This window comes from Labrenzia sp. C1B70, assembly GCF_000475395.1.
GTDB lineage: Bacteria > Pseudomonadota > Alphaproteobacteria > Rhizobiales > Stappiaceae > Roseibium > Roseibium algicola.
On sequence record NZ_AXCE01000062.1, the window covers coordinates 730961 to 749477 of the forward strand.

At 50.7% G+C, this 18517-nt stretch carries 14 protein-coding genes; 11 read left to right on the forward strand and 3 right to left on the reverse strand.

Translation table 11 applies throughout. The features are described from left to right. Nucleotides 1–231: 231 nt before the first annotated feature. From Q666_RS64185 to Q666_RS64205, 6 genes are all read left to right on the forward strand, one after another. The gene (locus tag Q666_RS64185; RefSeq protein ID WP_023001604.1) at nt 232–1020 is read left to right on the forward strand and encodes an ABC transporter permease; all 789 of its coding nucleotides are present in this window, start codon (nt 232–234) and stop codon (nt 1018–1020) included. Next, nucleotides 1017–1676 carry an ABC transporter ATP-binding protein gene (locus tag Q666_RS64190; RefSeq protein WP_023001603.1) on the forward strand — a complete coding sequence of 220 codons (660 nt, stop codon included), beginning with the start codon at nt 1017–1019 and terminating at the stop codon, nt 1674–1676. The genes Q666_RS64185 and Q666_RS64190 overlap by 4 nt, the downstream gene beginning before the upstream one ends. Nucleotides 1677–1767: 91 nt before the next feature. Continuing rightward, nucleotides 1768–3036, forward strand: a complete 1269-nt coding sequence (locus Q666_RS64195; protein ID WP_152536368.1) for an RkpR, polysaccharide export protein — start codon at nt 1768–1770, stop codon at nt 3034–3036. Nucleotides 3037–3253: 217 nt separating this feature from the next. Further along, complete coding sequence (locus tag Q666_RS64200) at nt 3254–4282, forward strand: N-acetylneuraminate synthase family protein (RefSeq protein ID WP_286133858.1); 1029 nt, start codon at nt 3254–3256, stop codon at nt 4280–4282. Between the two features lie 5 nt (nt 4283–4287). Continuing rightward, on the forward strand, nt 4288–5463 hold the full coding sequence (locus Q666_RS0134375) for an N-acylneuraminate cytidylyltransferase (protein WP_031285208.1): 1176 nt from the start codon (nt 4288–4290) through the stop codon (nt 5461–5463). Between the two features lie 5 nt (nt 5464–5468). Then, complete coding sequence (locus Q666_RS64205) at nt 5469–6692, forward strand: DUF6716 putative glycosyltransferase (RefSeq protein ID WP_023001599.1); 1224 nt, start codon at nt 5469–5471, stop codon at nt 6690–6692. 211 nt (nt 6693–6903) lie between these two features. Here Q666_RS64205 and Q666_RS65790 read toward each other — a convergent pair whose 3' ends face one another. The 3 genes from Q666_RS65790 to Q666_RS65795 all read right to left on the reverse strand — a co-directional run bounded on the left by Q666_RS65790 (nt 6904) and on the right by Q666_RS65795 (nt 10435). Further along, nucleotides 6904–8187, reverse strand: a complete 1284-nt coding sequence (locus Q666_RS65790; RefSeq protein ID WP_081713398.1) for a glycosyltransferase family 29 protein — start codon at nt 8185–8187, stop codon at nt 6904–6906. After that, the gene (locus tag Q666_RS66140) at nt 8100–9362 is read right to left on the reverse strand and encodes a DUF6716 putative glycosyltransferase (protein WP_161633301.1); all 1263 of its coding nucleotides are present in this window, start codon (nt 9360–9362) and stop codon (nt 8100–8102) included. The genes Q666_RS65790 and Q666_RS66140 overlap by 88 nt, the downstream gene beginning before the upstream one ends. Nucleotides 9363–9427: 65 nt before the next feature. Then, on the reverse strand, nt 9428–10435 hold the full coding sequence (locus Q666_RS65795) for a class I SAM-dependent methyltransferase (protein ID WP_161633263.1): 1008 nt from the start codon (nt 10433–10435) through the stop codon (nt 9428–9430). A gap of 236 nt (nt 10436–10671) precedes the next feature. Here Q666_RS65795 and Q666_RS64215 point away from each other — a divergent pair, with 236 nt between their 5' ends. The 5 genes from Q666_RS64215 to Q666_RS64235 form a co-directional block, all read left to right on the forward strand. After that, the gene (locus Q666_RS64215; protein ID WP_081713400.1) at nt 10672–11706 is read left to right on the forward strand and encodes a hypothetical protein; all 1035 of its coding nucleotides are present in this window, start codon (nt 10672–10674) and stop codon (nt 11704–11706) included. A gap of 439 nt (nt 11707–12145) precedes the next feature. After that, nucleotides 12146–13741 (forward strand): hypothetical protein, encoded by a 1596-nt coding sequence (locus Q666_RS64220; protein ID WP_023001595.1) that lies wholly within the window; start codon nt 12146–12148, stop codon nt 13739–13741. Nucleotides 13742–13773: 32 nt separating this feature from the next. After that, entirely contained in the window at nt 13774–15741 is a 1968-nt protein-coding gene (locus tag Q666_RS64225; RefSeq protein WP_023001594.1) for an ATP-binding cassette domain-containing protein, read from the forward strand. Further along, entirely contained in the window at nt 15738–17111 is a 1374-nt protein-coding gene (locus Q666_RS65315) for an HlyD family type I secretion periplasmic adaptor subunit (RefSeq protein WP_023001593.1), read from the forward strand. The genes Q666_RS64225 and Q666_RS65315 overlap by 4 nt, the downstream gene beginning before the upstream one ends. Before the next feature lie 643 nt (nt 17112–17754). Beyond that, nucleotides 17755–18517 (forward strand): VCBS domain-containing protein (locus Q666_RS64235; RefSeq protein WP_200864614.1); only part of this gene is annotated, 763 nt, incomplete at its 3' end.

Here is an 18517-nt window from a genome sequence, read left to right on the forward strand (position 1 = left end):
GCGCTCGGAGTTGGTCGCAGTCTCAGGCAGCAGGCATTCGCACTTCCAGTTTGTACAAATCATCCCGCCTTTGAAATCATTGTGGCATCGTGACACTATGTTGCTGCGCGAAATTCCGTTATGATACGCATTGTCAGAAGATGGACATGAACTGTCTAAAGGTCTAGTCAAGACAACCGGTTGGCATTCAACGAACGCGTCAACAGAGATCAATAACTGCAGATTGACAGTATGCACTCAGAACCTTTGCGCCAGGGCCTGAAACGCCAATTCGCGATCACGTTTGCGCTGGTCGTTCGCGAAATGACCACCCGCTACGGAAACAAGTTCGGCGGTTACATGTGGGCGGTTCTGGATCCGGTTTTGTACATCGCGATCATGACGATGGTGTTTTCCGCAATTGCGCATGTTCCGCCGCTTGGGCGAAGCTTTCCGCTGTTTTTCGCAACCGGATACGCAGCATTCTACATGTATCGATCAACTTCGGATCAGGTGAGTTCTGCAGTTGAGGCAAACCGGGCTCTTCTAAATTATCCAGTCGTAAGGCCATATGATACGATTTTGAGTCGAGTTTTTTTGCAGATTGCCACTCTGTTTGTTGTCAATGCGCTTCTCTTCGGTGGGCTGTATCTGTTTGTACCGTTTGAGCGTATTGACCTAGGCCCGATTTTTCTCGCTGCGGCAATAGCGATAACACTCGGCGCTGGCGTAGGGGCCTCTAACATTGTCTGGTTCCACCTAAGCAGTACCTACCAGCAAATCTGGGGAATTATCAACCGGCCAGCTTTCATTGTTTCCGGAGTGTTTTTTCTGCCCGATTCAATTCCTCACCCTTTCAGGGAATGGCTGATGTGGAACCCACTTGTTCATATTATTGGATTGTTCCGTACCGGGTTTTATCCAACCTACCGAGCATCGTTTGTCGACATGACTTACATTGTTAGCCTCGCTGTATTTTCGATCGTTTTCGGTCTTTTTCTTGTCTGGCTTTACGATGCAAAATTGCGAGAGCCGAAATGATCCGGCTCGATCGAATGACCAAGCGGTTCAAGCTCAAGGGAGAGATGCGCTACATCGCAAGGGATGTGTCGTTTACGGTGCCCAGGGGCAACAGCATTGGTTTGCTTGGCCGCAACGGCGCCGGTAAATCCACACTTCTGAGGCTCATTGCAGGTACAATCAAGCCGACATCCGGAAGGATTATTCGCTTGTCGAATGTCTCTTTTCCGTTGGGGTTTCAGGGCAGTTTTAACGGAACCCTGACCGGCGAGCAGAATGTGCGTTTCGTAGCGCGTATCTACGGGCATGATACGGATGAGTTAATTGACTATGTACAAGATTTTGCAGAACTTGGAAAATCCTACTACATGCCTGTGAAAAGCTATTCCTCCGGGATGAAGGCGCGGCTGGCCTTTGGCGTCAGCATGGGGATTGATTTTGATTATTACCTGGTTGACGAAATCACCGCTGTCGGCGATTCGAACTTCAAGAAAAAGTGCAAACGGGTTTTTGAGGAAAAGCTACAGCATTCTGACATCATCATGGTATCGCACTCGAATGGGGCACTAAAAGAATACTGTACGACTGGAATTGTGTTAGAAGATGGAAACTTAACTTATTTTAACAATATTGACGATGCAATTAATATGCATAATGACAACATGGCACGCCGATAGGCCGGTCTCTGAATACTTGAAGGTTTGATTGAACATGTCTGCTGTCGAAAAAATCCCTGGAAAAAAAACTGACGAGATTAGTCAGGGAACGGTGTTCAATCTTCCGTCGAAAAAAGGAGCTGCCGTTGCCAAGTCCAAATCGAAGGACGGCAAACTCATAACGAGGCTGAAAAAGTCCGGCCTCGATCCGCAGAAGCTTTTAGATCTGGCGTTGCCGGGAACGACTGCGAAATCCGCGACCAAAATGCGACACAGGATGATCCTGTTAGGGTTCATGCTGTTTGTTGCGATGCCAGCCGCAGCGTTTTCTGCCTATATGTTCTTCTGGGCCAGCGACCAGTATCACAGCATGACGGCATTTGCCGTCCGCAGTTCCCAGCCCGTCGCGGCGACTGAAGTTCTTGGCATGGTAATGGGAAATGCCGGTGGGGAGTCCGCGACCTCCAATAGCTATATCGTCACAGACTATCTTCAAAGCCAATCCGTGCTGGAGGACCTTCCGGACAATCTGGATTTGCAGACCATCTTCAATCGCGAATCTTCGGATTTTCTGTTCAGCATGGGCCGCGACCTGCCGGTCGAAGACCGCTTGAGCTACTGGAACGACATGGTTGACGTCAGTTTTGATGCGACCTCCGGTGTCATTCAGGTTGAAGTGCGCAGCTTCCGGCCTGAGGATTCGGTCGAGATCGCCAAGGCAGTCCTGAAGCGCAGCGAAATACTGGTCAACCAGCTTTCCGAGGCAAACAGGCGGGAAACTGTACGCTTCGCAGAAGAAAGCGTTGCGCGCGCCGAGGCCCGTCTGAAAGCTATTCGCAAGCAAATGCTTGCCTACAGGAATGAGACTCAGGAAGTCAGTCCGGAGGAAAATGCAAAGCTTGCTGCGGAAATGATTGCCGGACTGGATCAGCAGCGCGCAAACCGGGAAGCAGAAAAAAAGTCCCTGATGAGTTACCTGGACGAGGACTCACCGCGCATCAGGCTGCTGAACCAGCAAATCGAGGCCCTGGAAGGCCAGATTTCAAGTGCGCGGGAACGTCTTGGCTCCGGCACATCGCCTTCCGGTACTTCTGGTACGAACAGGACAGCACTTTCCTTCCGTCTTGCGGATTATTCGGAACTCGCATTGGAAGAAGAATTTGCACAGCAACTCTATGTAACGTCCCTTGCCAGCTTGGAAACTGCTCGTCAGGAGGCCGACGGTAAACATCTTTACCTTGCGACATTCATCCAGCCGACCCTTTCAGAAGACGCACAGTATCCGCACCGTTTGCTATATTCACTTGCCGCATTCCTTTTGTTAGCTGGAACGTGGTCTGTGGCGGTAATGATGTATTACAACGTTCGGGACAGAACTTGATCTAACAATGTGCTTACCAAATACACGCGATTTCAAGACATATTGAATGCCGAATTAAGTTGATGTTGCTTTTGGTGAAGTCGTGGGCATGCTATCATAAAGCAAAAACGGTAGTCGACTGACCACCAATCTGATCTTGTGACTTGGTAACGAGTTAGACCGGTGCGCATTTCCTGAGAAGAAATCCCTGCTCAGCCCTTGTCCTGACTATAGGGATATGGGAATAGAGCGGCAAAAGGTTTTGGAACAGAACTTAGCTGAACACACTCCTGTTGGAAGCTATCCAGAGTTCAAATTTGGCCGAAAAGGTAAGAAGATGGTTGAAGTGAAAGTCATTGCAGAAATTGGCTGCAATCATAAGGGCGATATGGACATCGCCAAGGAATTGATCCAGGTAGCAAGCAAGATCTGTGGTGCAGACGTGGCGAAGTTTCAGAAACGTCACAATCGCGAACTTTTGACGGCAGAAGAATATGTAACCCCGCATCCGGTGCCGGAAAATGCCTATGGAGCAACATACGGAGAACATCGTGAGTATCTTGAGTTCTCTGTAGGCCAGCACAAGGAGTTGCAGGAAGAGTGCCGGTTGGCCGGTATTGACTACTCGACTTCAGTTTGGGATCTGACGTCTGCTCAGGAAATTGCGTCGCTGAGACCCAACTTTATCAAGCTGCCATCGGCAACCAACCAGCACTATGTACTCCAGGAGTATCTTTGCAAGAACTACGACGGTGAGATCCACGTCTCAACGGGCATGACCACACGTGATGAAATCGAAAAGGTTATTGCCTTCTACGAAAAGCACGGTCGCGCCAAGGATCTTGTGGTCTATGCATGCACATCAGGGTATCCAGTTGCTTTTGAAGATCTTTGTTTGATGGAAATCAACACGCTTCAGGAAAAATACGGCGATCGCGTTAAATCTATAGGATTTTCTGGCCACCATCTCGGAATCGCAGCGGATGTTGCCGCAATGGCCATTGGTGCCGCTGGATACGATCGTTTCGGCAAAGGCAAATTCGAGTATATCGAGCGCCATTTCACACTTGATCGTACCTGGAAAGGCACCGACCACGCCGCCAGTCTCGAACCGGACGGATTGCGTCGCATGTGCCGAGACTTGCGAAATGTTGCCAAGGCCCTTGAGTTCAAGAAATCAGATCTTTTGGACGTCGAGAAGGTGCAGCGCGATAAGCTGAAGTGGCGTGAAGAAAAGCATGGGGCGAACATTCGGCAGGTGTCTTAACTCAGATGGATGTCGTCGCAGTTATTCCAGCCCGGGGTGGGTCAGTAGGCCTCCCCGGCAAAAACATACGTCCTCTATTAGGCGTTCCGCTTGTCGTGCGTACAATCCAAACTGCACTGCAGGCGAAAGCGGTGAATGAGGTTTTTGTCACAAGCAACGATGAAGAAATACTAAAACTATCTCACGAAGCTGGTGCAACCATTATTCGGCGTCCAGATGCTTTAAGCAATAGTACTTCAAGTTCCGAGGCTGCGCTCCTGCATGCGCTTGAACATTTGCAGGCACAGGGGAGGGCGTTGCCTGATTATCTTGTTTTCCTGCAATGCACGTCGGCTTTCACGCGTCCTGAAGACATCGATCTGGTCGTGGAGAATATGGTCAGCAAAGGCGCGAAAGCAGCGCTTTCTGTTGTTGAGGATCATGGCTTCATATGGCAGGAGGGTGAAGATGGCTTTGCTCAGGGCATTACACACGACCACAGCAAGCCTCGCCAGCGCCGGCAAGACATGAAACCGCGTTACCGCGAAAACGGCGCGATTTATGCCATGCATGTGCCGTCTTTTCTGGAGAAAAAAGAGCGTTTCTGTGGACCTGTGGTGATGGTCCCGGTCGACGGTCCAACGGTTGAGATTGACAGCCAGGAAGACTGGGACGTGGTCGAGGCCTTCCTGAACGCCAAATCTCGACGCGTTGTGCCGAATATCGGATGCGCTAGGATAAAAGCCGTTATTACCGACTTCGACGGCGTTCATACCGATGATCGGGTGACGTTGGATCAGGATGGCCGCGAGTCGGTCACTTGCAGTCGGAGGGATGGCCTTGGTCTGGAGCTCCTGCGTAAGCGAGACATCAAGTTGCTGATCCTTTCGAAGGAAACCAATCCTGTCGTAAGGGCGAGAGCTGCCAAACTGAAAATACCGGTGATGAACCAGATTGATGACAAACTTTCCGTTCTGAACGCTTGGCGTAAGCAGCAAGGGCTTGAGTGGCAGGATATCGTATACATTGGAAATGACGTAAATGACATTGACTGCATGCGCACTTGTGGCCTGTCATTTGCGCCTGCAGACGCTCATCCTGGTGCGCTGGATGTGGCCAACCATGTCTTGAATGCTGATGGCGGAAGAGGTGCGGTTAGAGAAATGTGCGACTATCTGATCGCTGGCGGCCTCGTGGAGTAAAGCTAATGCGTGTGCTTGCACTTGCGGGATTCGATTCTTTCCTCAATACGGTTCGGCTGATAGCACCACACTTCGAAGTGCAGGGAGCATCGGTGGACTTCGCTCTTGTCAGCGCACGCAAAAAGAAACAGATCAGTGCCGAACAGATTATGGAAATGGGTTTCATCAACTCCATTCCAGCCATCACAATTAAAGACCTGTGTCAAAGCGGCGCAATCAAGCCCTATGATATTGTTTTGTCGTGTCTTGAGGGGATGTCTACGCGCCACTTGTTCCACTATTTGGAAGATCTCGGCAATGCGCGGCCACTGGTGATCTGTATCTATCCCGGCCTTGTGTTGCGCTATGCTTATGACGGCTTTTCTATGCGTGCGCCTGCAGATCTTTTGTGGCTAAATTGCAAGAAGGACGTCGAAGCTTACACCGCAATGTGTGATGCCTTCGGCCATGTTAGTTCCAATGCCCGGCTGTTCGGCAATGCCTCTTTGCTGGAAAGGATTGATAGAAAGCCGGACGCAGATGAAACGGGTCCTATAGTATTCTTCGAGCAAGCTATTATTCCGCGCTACTACCATGAGCGAAAGTTTTTGGTTGAGCAATTATTTGCCCTAGCCAAACGCTTTCCGCAGAAGACATTCCTCATCAAGGCACGAGCCGTTGGTAGTAAGGCAACCTTACATCGGACATGGCACTCTATTGACAGTCTTTTTCGAGAAGTTGGCAAGGAAAATGACGAGGTCCCGAGAAATATAAGACTGACAGAGGAACGCGCTCCGAGATTACTTGCCAAGGCATCTCACTGCTTGACGATTTCTTCGACAGTCGCGGTGGAGGCGATAAATGCGGGTGTTCCGACTACCTTGATTTCCGATTTTGGTGCCCATGACGACTACGGGCTACAGTATTTCTATGGTTCAGGACTGCTCAGAAGTTTTGAACAATTAGACTTTGAAAAACCATTCCATGTAAACAGTAAATGGCGTGAGGAATTCGCCTTTGATCCTGGTCAGTCTATCAATCAACTTATCGCGGAAGCGTTGGACAGAGCGGAGAAAAACCATTTCCCTCAAACCCTTACTGCGAGAAACTGTGAAGGGTCAACTTCGTTTAGAAATGATTTATTGGCTAAAGGCACGAAATTCTATCTTTCTCGAGCATTTAAGAGCAAGCGTAATATTGTGCAAACATTGATCTCCACTCTTAAGCAGAAAGCTACAGGCAGAAAGTGAACCTTATTAGCTGGGGGTATTGTTTGAAGTGAACCATTTCAAAACGCTTGTTGGAATGACTATATCGGATACACTCCAAATAAGATGACGTTTTCCGATAAACCGTAGTCACTTCGGACATCCGAATATTTCGGTAGATAAAATATGAAAGGCATGGATTTGAAGAATAGAACGGCACCATCCGAAAAAGAAAAAATTTCCGAGAAATGTACTAAAATTCTTCTGTAAGACGTTGTATTAATACACGCTCTTTGTCCCAGTGGTGTCTATAAAACGGCGCATTTCTTGAAAAATCGTCGAAATATCTTTCGTTGCCAGTATTTTTATTGTTGAACGCATTAAAGCCAAAAAGTTCTTTTCGCGATATTTTTCCACGGATCTTGTATATCCAATAGATCACGCAAAGCCCCGTACTTGGCCAAGCGTTTAAAAGTTTGACCAATTCAACGTAATATTCATGTGGATAGCTCGCCAAAAGAGCAGAATCGTAGATTGGAGATAGTGCGTCAAGGCCACGTATGCTTTTACTGCGAACATCGCCACCACATACTATTGTCCCACTGAAATTTTTTACACTTCTTCGTCTAATGTCGTCAAAGCCCGGCGCTTTCGCCCAGAAATTGGTTTTTGAACCAGAGTCAATTTCAAACTGTTTTTCAGTTGAGAAATTGTTAAATCTTATTACACATTCTTTGCTGTCAATGAGTTTTCCCATTCCAGATCCGAGTATACTTGGATCATTACCTACGATCGCGATAGAGTTTGCATCTGAAATAATTTCTGAAACTTTTGATTGATCATCGAGGGTACGTTGAAATAATTTCTTTCCCAGTTCAATTTTCGGTGTACGTTCGACCAAACCATAATCATAAGCTAAGGCGTATAAACCTAGATATTGATATTGATTCAGCTTATCCTCTAAATGTTCTGCGTATTGCGACAAAATTTTTGTGGCATCTTTTCGAAATCCTGCTTCCTCCAGAATTGCACTAGAGAGCAGTTGGCAGCGTTCAGTATTGGCTGATTTTGCGAATGCCTTGACCAAGCTCACCAATTCAGGAGAAACTCCACTGTTAGTCCACCAAAACTGGATAAGTTCTGATGTCAAACTGGGGTTCTGTGATTTTTCTATTCTTCTTAAGATAATTTCTCTATTTTTCTTTACTACTCTCTCCGTAAAGATTCCTAATCTGATGTTTAAAAAATTAATCATAGATTGAAAGTCTTCTTGTTGGAGCAGAGAACTTGGAGCGTTTTCAACTCTAACAAGAAGTTTGTATTTACCGACTAGTGTTGCAATATCGGAACGCGAGGTAACCCAAAGTTTTCTCTGATACTGTTCAACTACCCATCTATACGCAGCTTCTTCGTCGTTGATTTGATGCTCAATGGGTAGTTGTAGTAGTTTTACTTTGCGTTTCTTAAATATTTTGAATATTTTTTTCCAAGTTTTTCTAATTGCCTTTCCAAATAACTCAATTTGATTGTCCACCATGATAATTTAGACCCAGATCCTAAGTTGCGCGACTTTTTGTAAGTGTCTTTCTCATGTCGTTTGTTAAATAGGGGAGGATTGTAGGTTGCGTCCACTAATCTCAAAGGGGGGAAATTTAAAGGCGCATTGGTCAATAGGTTTTGAATGCGTTGTTTAACAACCTCAGACGGCTTCGACTGAAAACCACAATTCATTTCTATCCAATTTCTGTTAGGCTCCATTAGGTTTGTTAAATTGACTATTCTGGTTAAAAAGCCTGATCCCACGAATGCATGGGTGCCGTATGGTTCGCGCAACCCAAAATCAGAAATACACGCGACAAATTTTCCGGATAGAACACCTTCAACAATTGCAGTAGAGCTGATACTGCACACCAAGTCAGTGTTTAATATTAAGTCGTTTATATTGGAATAATCTATTTTTATATTTTTCGGAATTGGGCCAATACTTTGTTGTATAATTTCCGCGATAGATTTCAAGGATTTATGGAAAGTCGCATAACCTTTTTTTAGGCGTGGCTTTATCACTATATTCAAGTCAGGATTTTTTTCAGCCAGCGCTATTAGCTGTTCAGCAACATATTGACGTTCATAAATTGCGTTTGGCACATCCGGTTGCTCGGCAAAAAGTATTGAATGGGGTTTGTTGTCGGGTGAAAATTCGCAATTTAAATTATCAGATAGTGATTTATCGGCGATTACAAACCCAGTACGTACCAAAGAATCGATATACAATTCTCTATTGGATTTTATTAAATAATCTCTGAAATCTTGATAGTCATTTTCACTGTTCACGCAGATAATATCTGAGCCCAATCTGGTTTCCAACGCGCCGTAACGATTGGAATATAAAAGACCTGCGAAACCGCTAACGATTATTTTTTGATCAAATTTTTGCTCATATTGTATTTCACGTATCAGACTTATAGATTTCTCTACATCTCGACCCGGTAAGCTGACGATAAAGACATCGTGACGCGAGGCGATGGAAGAAAAACAGGATTTTTCGAAGTCAAACTTCTCAAAATGTCTTCTTTCGTGCAGTTCTGCGACCTGTTCATCATGCATCCGATTTAGTGCAGAGCTGCTATAAAACCAGTTTACTTCGGACGTATTTGGGCACGCATGAACAAGAGCTGCTGCGAGTTTTTCGTGCGAATCAAAAGCTGTGAGCACTGCAACTTTCAGATTTTGCGCTCGCCCATTTTGCATATCAAGAATTGTCCAAACTATAGAGAAGATTACTTCGGACGAGCATAGATTTTTTCCTCATGGAAATAGTCTCTCTCTGTGTTTCTTAAGAAACGGAAAGTGTCTTCATAATGCTGCCAATCCGTCTTAAAAGGATTTTTGTTGTGTTTAGTTTTTAGAAAAATTCCCCTTATGTGACCGTCCACATGAAGTGTAGAAAATCCCACTGCTTCAACAATTGATTGCAAGGTCTCTTTTGTAAAGTTGAAGACATGAGCCATTTGGAAGAAGTCCCTTAAATCACCCCAGTAGGTACTTCGAATTCTTCTTAAACCAGGCACCACTATTACCAAGCAACCACCTTCTTTGAGGCCTTCCCATGCAAGTTTGAGCTCAAGTTCGATATCGCGAACATGCTCCATCACATGATTGTAAAAAATAACGTCTGGCTCGTGTTCTTTGAGCGCGTCTTCTAGCCCGCCAATTCTTAAGTCTGCACCCAACTCCCGACCAACAATCTGATATTCTTCATTATAGTCATAACCGATTGCCTTGAAGTTATGTCGAGCCCAGCTCAATGTAAAGTTTCCGCCGCCACAGCCAATGTCAAGCAAAGTACGGTTTTCCGATGCCAATTTTGCCAGGTATTCATTCTTTAAGAGGCGACGAGCTTGTGAATCGTTTCGCTCGCTTTGACTCAATAGCTTTTCAGCGCTAGGAAAACCTGTTCGTGCCGAATAGAGATTGCGATAATGATTAGCATAAAAATCAATATAGTCTTCTTTTCGAAGAACTGGATTTGCCTGAACCAAGCCACATGAGCGACATATGGACATAGGGAAGTATAGACCATGTCTGTCTACGTCTGAAATTTTATCAAATTCAGACGAGCTGCAAGAGGAGCACGGCCGTTCTTCAAACCTATATATATCATTCTTGAACTTTCGAATAACGTCTTTTCTGCCTTTTTCTTGTACAGAATTCTTTTTCTCGCGGTTTGGGTGTATGGTTCTACCCTCTTTGTACCGCAGCCTTTGCGACAAAAAGCGATCAAGCATGAGACTTTCCATTGGATAATTGATGGGGGCATATAACAAGCGACTTAACATGGGTGAGGTACTTTGTGAACAAAAAACATGCCATTAAATTTGGCTGTGAACATTATATGTAAAACTAAAAAATTGACTAGAAGACCGGCAAATGAAAGCTGCATTGGTCTGCAGCTATGCTACGAAGCTTGTTAGTTAAATAAACGGCTTAGTACACTCCTTCGCAACAATCCTGGAACACCCTTTTGACGAAAATCGTCATCAATACATCTGGACTATGGATTCTGAGGTCCGCAATAGAATTAATTTCCCGTCACAAGCCGCGCCGTGTGCATATTTCCGGCCAAGGTTTAGACACCGTCGCCGGTTGGGGGCACAAGCCGACTGCGCAGCGCGCTCGAGATTTGGCGGCTAAACATCATCTTCCTTATGTGGCTTTCGAGGATGGATTTTTGAGATCCGTCAGACCTGGCAACCAGGAAAAGCCGATCTCCCTGGTCGTTGATCGAACTGGTATCTATTACGATGCCCGCCAGCCAAGTGATCTGGAGTGTTTTGTTCGTCGGCGTTTTGCAAAGCCCATGCGGACGCAAGAGATCCACGATGCCATCGACATGATCCGGTCCAAGCGGCTCTCGAAATACAACAGTTTCGATTTCTCGGACATTTCAGAGCTTCGTTTGCAATCTTCCGACCGCAGGGAACGGGTACTTGTTATTGATCAAACCGTTGGCGACGCGTCGATACCGGGGGCATTTGCAAAAGATGAAACTTTCCGCCAGATGCTGCAAGTCGCCATTCAGGAGAACCGTGAAGCAGAGATTCTGATCAAGGTTCACCCGGAAACGATGATCGGGCGCAAGGCCGGGCATTTCACGCATGAAGTCCTTCAGGCTCTCGCGCAAGTGGATGAGAATTGCGCCAAGGCCCTGAATGAAGGTCGGTTGCGTTTAACACCGGAAGCGATCAATCCCTGGCCGCTTCTGGAGGCCTGTGCCAAGGTCTATTGCGTATCCAGTCAACTGGGGTTCGAAGCTATTCTTGCTGGCTGTGAGGTCCACACTTTCGGTGTTCCATTCTATGGAGGCTGGGGTTTAACCGTTGAGCGAAACCCGGTGAGATTGAACCGACGTCACCCGGTATCCCTGGAAGCAGTCTTTGCTGCACTTTATTTCGACTACAGCCATTACCTGGAATACGATCCTGTTCGGGAGATCTCCTTTGAAGAGGCGGTTCACCAACTGGAAGAACGAATCCGACTTGCACGTAGTGAGGCCTGAGACTCAATCGCGCTCAAGAGTTCCGGAATGCAAAGTTAGACAGAGGTTTCACACATAGCATTGTCAACGGCTGAAAAAGTTGCCTTCAGGAGCCAAGTTTTACGCGGGTGTAGACGAGCAGCTTGTGGAATGTGGTTAGAATTGAATGGCTTGTTGAGGCGCGAGAGCGGAGCATTTGATTAAATAGATCTCTGCATTGTAAGGGTCGGTTCCTAACATATATTATTTAATTCGTAATTTTTGCAATGAGAAGCTCTGCAAGATTGATAGTTTTTGCAATTACATGACGTTTTTCGGTTGTTTATCAGCTAAATTTCATTAGTTCCCTTAAGTAAGAATTCACGAAAAACGAAATAGGCTTTGGCAATGTTGGCTGGCTCAATGCGTGGGGGCCGGATTGCGGGTGTGGTGATGTCTGTCGCCAAAGAGAGCCGAGCTAATGACCATACGTCTCTGGTTGATCGTTCTTTCGTTGATTTCAAACGTTCTTGCCCTTGCCTTGCCACTCGCGCTTATTCAGGTTTACGACCGAATTCTCGCAAATCAGGCGGTTGGAACGGCATTCGTCATTTTTTCCGCCGTTGCATTGGCCATCTTGCTGGATGGTTTGGTGAAATATGCGCGGGCTTCAATCCTGGGGCGGCTTGCGGCGCAGGCGGAATATGAGCTGTCGTTCAAGACGGCCGAGAAGCTGCTCTCCATTGACGCAAACAGGCTCGGGCAGTTCAGCCCCGGGCGCATTCGCGAGCTGTTTACAGCTATCAACAGGTCCAACGATGTCCTGATAGGGCAATCGACGCTTGCCGTCTTCGATGCGCCCTTCGCGATCACCTTTCTCGTCCTGGTTTGGTTCCTGGGCGGGCCCACCGTGTTCGGGCCGTTGGCGGTGGTCGTTGTCTTTGGCGCTCTGGCACTGTTTTCCGCCTACAGGCAGGCAAAGGCAGGCAAGGCCTTGTTCGAGGCCTCGGCCGATGAAGCTTCACTTATCATGAATTGCCGCGAACACATTGACCGGCTTATCGCACGCGGGAAGCTGGGTGAGTTTGCCGGCAAGTTGCGCCTGCACGAGAAACGAAAGGCGGCAGCCCAGGAGACTTCGGAAAGCAGCCTTGCAGCCTCGCTCAACCTCAGTCAGACCGGCGGTCTGGCGACAACGGTTCTGGTGCTGGGTGTCGGTGCAGTGGTCGTGCTTGCCGGTGACATGACGACCGGGGGGCTGGCAGCCTGTCTGATCCTCGGGCAAAGGGGTGTCGCCGGTCTTCTTGGTCTTGTGAATGCCTTTGCCCGGCACCGGGTTTCCGCATCCGCGTTCAAGACCATCCAGGACCTTCTTGCGTTGCCTTCTGCCCACTCTCTTCGGGGCACAGCAGTGGAAAGTGAAGGGAATATTGGTTTGCGATTTGACGTCGAGGGTTGCCGGGTTGTCTGCGAACCCGGACAGTGCCTTGTCGTTCGTCCTTCGAATGGGCAGCAGGCTGCGGCAGTCTTTGGCCAACTGGTACATGCACTGTCGGAAAATGACGCAGAGGGCACCGGCCCGCTTAAGAAGGCCGAGATTTTCGCGGCAGACGGAAAGTCTGTCTCTGCACTTAAGTGCCGCGTGTCCGTTTGCGATGAAGGGCTCACCGTCTTCAACGGAACGCTGCTGGAAAACATGACGGCCTTTGACAGCGAGGCGACCGGGCGAGCGGTGTGGTTGTCCGAGCAGCTCGGTCTGGCCGACGCGATCGGACGACTGCGCGACGGGCTGGAAACGCGTTTGTCTCCCGGTCTTGGTGTACCGCTGTCAGATGGGCACCTGAAGCGTCTCATGCTGGTTCGAGCTCTGGCAGGTGAACCTCAAGTCCTGTTGCTGAAATCTCCCTCCCTTTTTCTCGACACGCGCGGCATTGATCAGCTGACCGGTCTTTTGAGGGCCCTTGAAGGCAAGGTCACGACCATTGTGTTCGACAACGCCGGAGGGATGGTCGAGCAGTTCGAAAACTGCATGGATCTTCCCGTCCCACAAGTGCCGATGACGGAAGCTGCCGCATGAATGTTCAGTCCAAAATGTCGGGGAGATCCACAATGACTGCCGGATGGTCGAGCGATGATCCGGTTCAACGCACGGATCTTGAAAACATCCTGCTGGCCGTTCTGACCGAGCTGGGCTGGCGCCGTTCCAGCGAAGTTCTGGGCGCGGCGATGTCACATGAAACCGGGCTGCAGTCGCTCGATGACGCCGCGATGGTGCTTGATCTTATCGATATCGGCGCAAGCGTTGAAGCGAAGTTGCCCGCCGCATGGCTGAGCGGACTGGACGGTGCCCTGGTCGTAAAGGACAGGGAAGGAGTACATGCGCTCGTCCGGGAGGACACACGCGAATTCTCGACATCTTCCGCAGGCCTCGACCGCGATCAGGTTCGCCGCCGCATAAGGAACGCCGGCAAGCTGCTATTTGTTCATAACCCGGAACACTCCGTCGCGACGGTCCATGCCATTTCGGTGCGAGCGCGGATGCGCAGGGTCGCCATGACGGCGCTGTTTCTGTCGCTCGTGCTCAATGCGCTTGCGCTGTTCATCCCATTCTTTTCGATGGCGATTTTCGACCGGGTTCTGGGGGCACAAGCCTCGGAGAGCCTGATCCCGCTGCTTTCTGGCGCAAGTGTCGTACTTCTTGCCATCGTGATTTTGCGGAGTATGCGGGCGAGAATCCTTGCGGCCGAATATGCGCGTCTGGTCGCGGTAATCCGCCTGATGTCGTTGTCGCGTATTTTGCGCCTGCCTCACGCAATCCGGCACAAGTTGGGTTTCGATCGGCTGCAAGGCAGGTTGCAAACGACGTCGATGGGAGCAGAGGCCTTTGCATCTCAGAACACACCCGCAATCTTTGATGCCCCGTTTGTGCCGCTGTCGATTTTTGCGATTGCTTTTGTCGGCGGCTGGATGGCCATTGTGCCGGCAATTTATCTGACGCTGTTTTTCGCCTTGAGCTGGATCCTGAGCGAAACCAGGCAGAGCCTGGACCCGCAGCTTGAAAATGCAAATCAGAAGCGCGTTGAGGCCCTGACAGAGCTGAGTGCGAAGGCCGCGGTAATCCGGAACATCGATCATGGAAGGTCCTGGTTCACCAAGTTTGTATCCCTTGCCCGGCAGGCGGCTTTCGTGAAGCACCGACAGGCGCAGCGCTCTGCTGCCCTGCAGTCTCTTGCCTATGTTCTTGGAACGGGCGCAGCCCTGACAACGCTTTGCGTCGGTATAGCCCTTGCCATGAACGGCACCATCACGGCAGGCGCGCTCATTGGAACAATGTTGCTGACCTGGCGCGTCACAGGGCCTTCCCAGGCCTTTTTCCTGGCTATTCCGCGGTTGAAGGCGATCCGTCAGGCAATTTCGGGGCTCGCGCAGTCATTTTCCTGGGGAACGCCGCAGGCACAGCCTGCATCACTCGAAAGGCTGGAGCAAGGCCCGCCGGAAGTCAGCGGGAAGGGCCTTTACCTGAAGTTCGACCAGAGTTCGGAGCCGGCCCTGACAGGCGTTTCGTTCAATTGTGCTCCTGGAACTCTCACGATTGTCATGGGGCCGAACGGCGCTGGAAAGTCGACACTTCTGAAAGTGATCTCCGGCCTTGTTCCTGCTCAGTCAGGGCGCCTGTCAATCAATGGTCGCTCGGTAAGCCAGTATGATCCAGACGACCTGGCGCGATCCACATGCCTACTTCGGATCGGCGATTATCACGGCGAAACAGATGAAAAGGCCTTTGCGCAGCTGAGGGAAGAATGGCACTCGACTGCAGACAATGATGCAGCGGCAAATTGCCGGTTCATACTGCTGGACGACAGCACCGGCGCAGCAACGGCGGGAAGCCGGAAGCAACTTCAAGAATTCCTGAAAGCAGCCAGGGGCAAGGCAACGATCTTCCTTGCGACGCACGACACAACCCTGGCCGAACTCGCGGACAACGCACTTATTCTGGACGATGGCGGCATGGCCTATTTCGGTCCTGTGAAGCCCACCAGTCAACCAATCGATCCGTCGGAGGACGCCAGCCGATGAAAGCGACCCATCTGGATAGTCAGTTTGAACTGAATGACGGCAAGGCGGTCAGGCTAACCAACATGGCTGCAGCCGTGATCGGCATCTGCCTGGTGCTGTTCATTGCGTGGGCCGTTGCGACGCCTGTTGATGAAGTTGCAAAGGCACGGGGCGTAATCGAACCGGTCAGCGAAGTGCAGCGCCTGCAGAGCGAACATGGTGGGGCGTTGGCAACACTGGTTGTGCGCAAGGGCGGGACGGTCGCAAAAGGTGACGTCATCGCGATATTCGACAATAGCGAGTTGAAGTCGGAGCTCCGTGAAGCGCAGACAAAATCACTTGCGCTGACGCTAGAGCGTGAGCGGCTGCTGGCGATCGTGGAAACAAGAACCCCTGAGTTCCAGAAAGCTGCCGCTCCTTTCACGGCACCGCCGGATCTTATTGCGGTCAAGAACGGGACGGCCACGGCACCTTCAACAAACCAGCGAACTGTTGAGGAACTCATCAACCGGGAAATGGCCGCTTTTGAGGCGAGGGTCGCCTTCCTGTCCAATGAAAGAGACGTCATCAATCGCCAGATAGCCGAAAAGGCGGCAGATGTCTGGGCAATTGATTCCGAACAACCTGCGATCGAGCGGCAACTCACCGTCGCCCGGGAGGAAACAGAAAGCCTGCGAGACCTGGTGGACCGAGGGCTTGCCGCGCGTCCTCAGCTGGTTGCGGCCGTGCAGGAAGAGGCGAGATATGAGTATGAGCTTTCGACCCTTTCAGGACGGCGCGCCGTTGCTGAAGCGCAGATTTCGGAGCTGCAGGAAAACCTCGAACGCGTCGGATTGAACGAGGCCTCCGAAGCACGCCAGCGGATTGCTGAAATCCACACGGAACACAGTGCGCTGGACGAACAAATGCAGCGGATCCAGAGGCGCTTGTGGTCAACAGAACTGCGCAGCCCGGTGGACGGATTTGTGCAATCGGTTCCCGAGACAATTGTCGGCCGGGTGATCGAACCTGGTGGGCTTGTGGCTGAAATCGTTCCACGGGACGTGGACTTGCGCTTCACGGCACAGTTGCCCCCTCGGGATGTCGGCTTTGTTTCCATAGGTCAGCCTGCCAAACTCAAGGTCGATTCCTTCGATTTCAGTCGCTACGGCTCTCTGACCGGCAAGGTGATCGAGGTTTCGCCAACAACGATCGTTGATGAGCGCGGAACCGCCTACTACGAAGTTCTGGTGTCTGTCCCCGTTACTCATTTTGGTGATGATCCGGGTCGCTATTCGCTTCTGCCGGGCATGACCGGTGAGGCGGATATCCTGACAGGCAAGAAGACAGTCTTCGAATACATCTGGAAGCCGATCTATACGAACCTGGATCTGGCGCTGAGCGAGCGGTAGGAGCACCGTGATGGCCGATCAACCGGACAAAAAAGCCACTTCGCAGGATCAGGGAAACACGCCGGAGGAGATCAAGGATTCCAGGAAGATCCAGCCAGAAGAAGTTTTTGGATGGACGCCAATCTCGGAAGGAGAGGATACGCCCCCCGCCGAAACACAGTTGCTGGAGAATGAGGAGGAAGGGCGTCCAACGTTAAACGATGACGCGATAAACAGTCCGTCGCCGCGTCATGCTCCGGCCGATGCGTCAGGTCAGGCTCACAGCGTTGCGCCTGCCACGCCAGCTGCCGGGCAACAGGCTGCACCGAGGGGTACCTACCAGGGTGAACATGCGGCGCCTGCATCAGGTCATCAAACCGATCTCCATCAGGCGCCGGGCGTGTCCCAACCTGGCTTTTCGGTGGGGGCGCCAGACGCCCCTCAAACGCTGCCACACTCTCATCCTTCGGTGGATGTGTCAGCTCTGCCGGACGCTCCTCCAAGGCCTCTTCCGCCGGTCGGTTCGCATACGTCGGTCGGAACACAACCTCCTTCCGGCAGTCAACCTCCTGCGGGAACACAGCCACCTGGCGGAACACAACCACCTGGTGGAACACAGCCACCGGCAGGAACTCAACCTCCCGGCGGAACGCAGCAGCCCTCCGTGTTGCTCACTGGGGTGCAGACCTTCACTGGCGGCGCGCATCCGCCGGCGACTACCCAGCAAACTCCTGCCCAGATTGCGACCCAGACACCATCTCAGACTTCTGCACAGATCAGCGGCGTCGACACGAGCGTTGCGACGGAAGATCGGAACGTCGTTTCAGGATCATTGGTTGCCGGCGGCAAATTGCAGATCGTCGACCCTGATCCAGGACAGGATCACTTCACCGAGGTCACCGGTCCTGCCGGCGCAGGTGCCTATGGACATTTCGAAATTCACGCCGACGGCCAGTGGACTTACCATGCCGACAATAGTCAGGCAGCCATCCAGGGACTAAAGCCGGGGGACACGCTAACCGACAGGTTTACGGTCAACAGCGCGGACGGAACGTCTCATCAATTGCGGGTCGTTATCACCGGCACCAACGATGCCCCTGTGTTGAAGGCTGCGACGGCCTCGGCGACGGAGGACGGGAAGTCCGTCACCGGCCAGATGGTGGCAACCGACGTCGATCACGGCGACACAAAGACCTTCTCGGCCGGTCAGGCTATCGACGGCTTCACCCTGAACCAGGATGGTTCCTGGAGCTTCGACCCAAGCCATGCGACCTATCAGCACCTTGCCGCCGGCCAGACCCAGCAGCTGACGATCCCGGTGACAGTGACCGACCACGTCGGGGCGACGGATACGCAGAACCTCGTCATCACCGTGACCGGCAGCAATGACGGTCCCGTTGTGTCCGGCCCGGTCGATCTCGGCAGGG

Bases quoted from the DNA above. Each gene is read 5' to 3' on its own strand.
- Q666_RS64225 (WP_023001594.1), top strand. From the start codon at position 13,774: ATGACTGCCGGATGGTCGAGCGATGATCCGGTTCAACGCACGGATCTT.
- Q666_RS64220 (WP_023001595.1), top strand. From the start codon at position 12,146: ATGACCATACGTCTCTGGTTGATCGTTCTTTCGTTGATTTCAAACGTT.
- Q666_RS64200 (WP_286133858.1), top strand. From the start codon at position 3,254: ATGGGAATAGAGCGGCAAAAGGTTTTGGAACAGAACTTAGCTGAACAC.
- Q666_RS64185 (WP_023001604.1), top strand. From the start codon at position 232: ATGCACTCAGAACCTTTGCGCCAGGGCCTGAAACGCCAATTCGCGATC.
- Q666_RS64205 (WP_023001599.1), top strand. From the start codon at position 5,469: ATGCGTGTGCTTGCACTTGCGGGATTCGATTCTTTCCTCAATACGGTT.
- Q666_RS0134375 (WP_031285208.1), top strand. From the start codon at position 4,288: ATGGATGTCGTCGCAGTTATTCCAGCCCGGGGTGGGTCAGTAGGCCTC.
- Q666_RS64190 (WP_023001603.1), top strand. From the start codon at position 1,017: ATGATCCGGCTCGATCGAATGACCAAGCGGTTCAAGCTCAAGGGAGAG.
- Q666_RS65790 (WP_081713398.1), bottom strand. From the start codon at position 8,187: ATGGTGGACAATCAAATTGAGTTATTTGGAAAGGCAATTAGAAAAACT.
- Q666_RS65795 (WP_161633263.1), bottom strand. From the start codon at position 10,435: ATGCTTGATCGCTTTTTGTCGCAAAGGCTGCGGTACAAAGAGGGTAGA.
- Q666_RS65315 (WP_023001593.1), top strand. From the start codon at position 15,738: ATGAAAGCGACCCATCTGGATAGTCAGTTTGAACTGAATGACGGCAAG.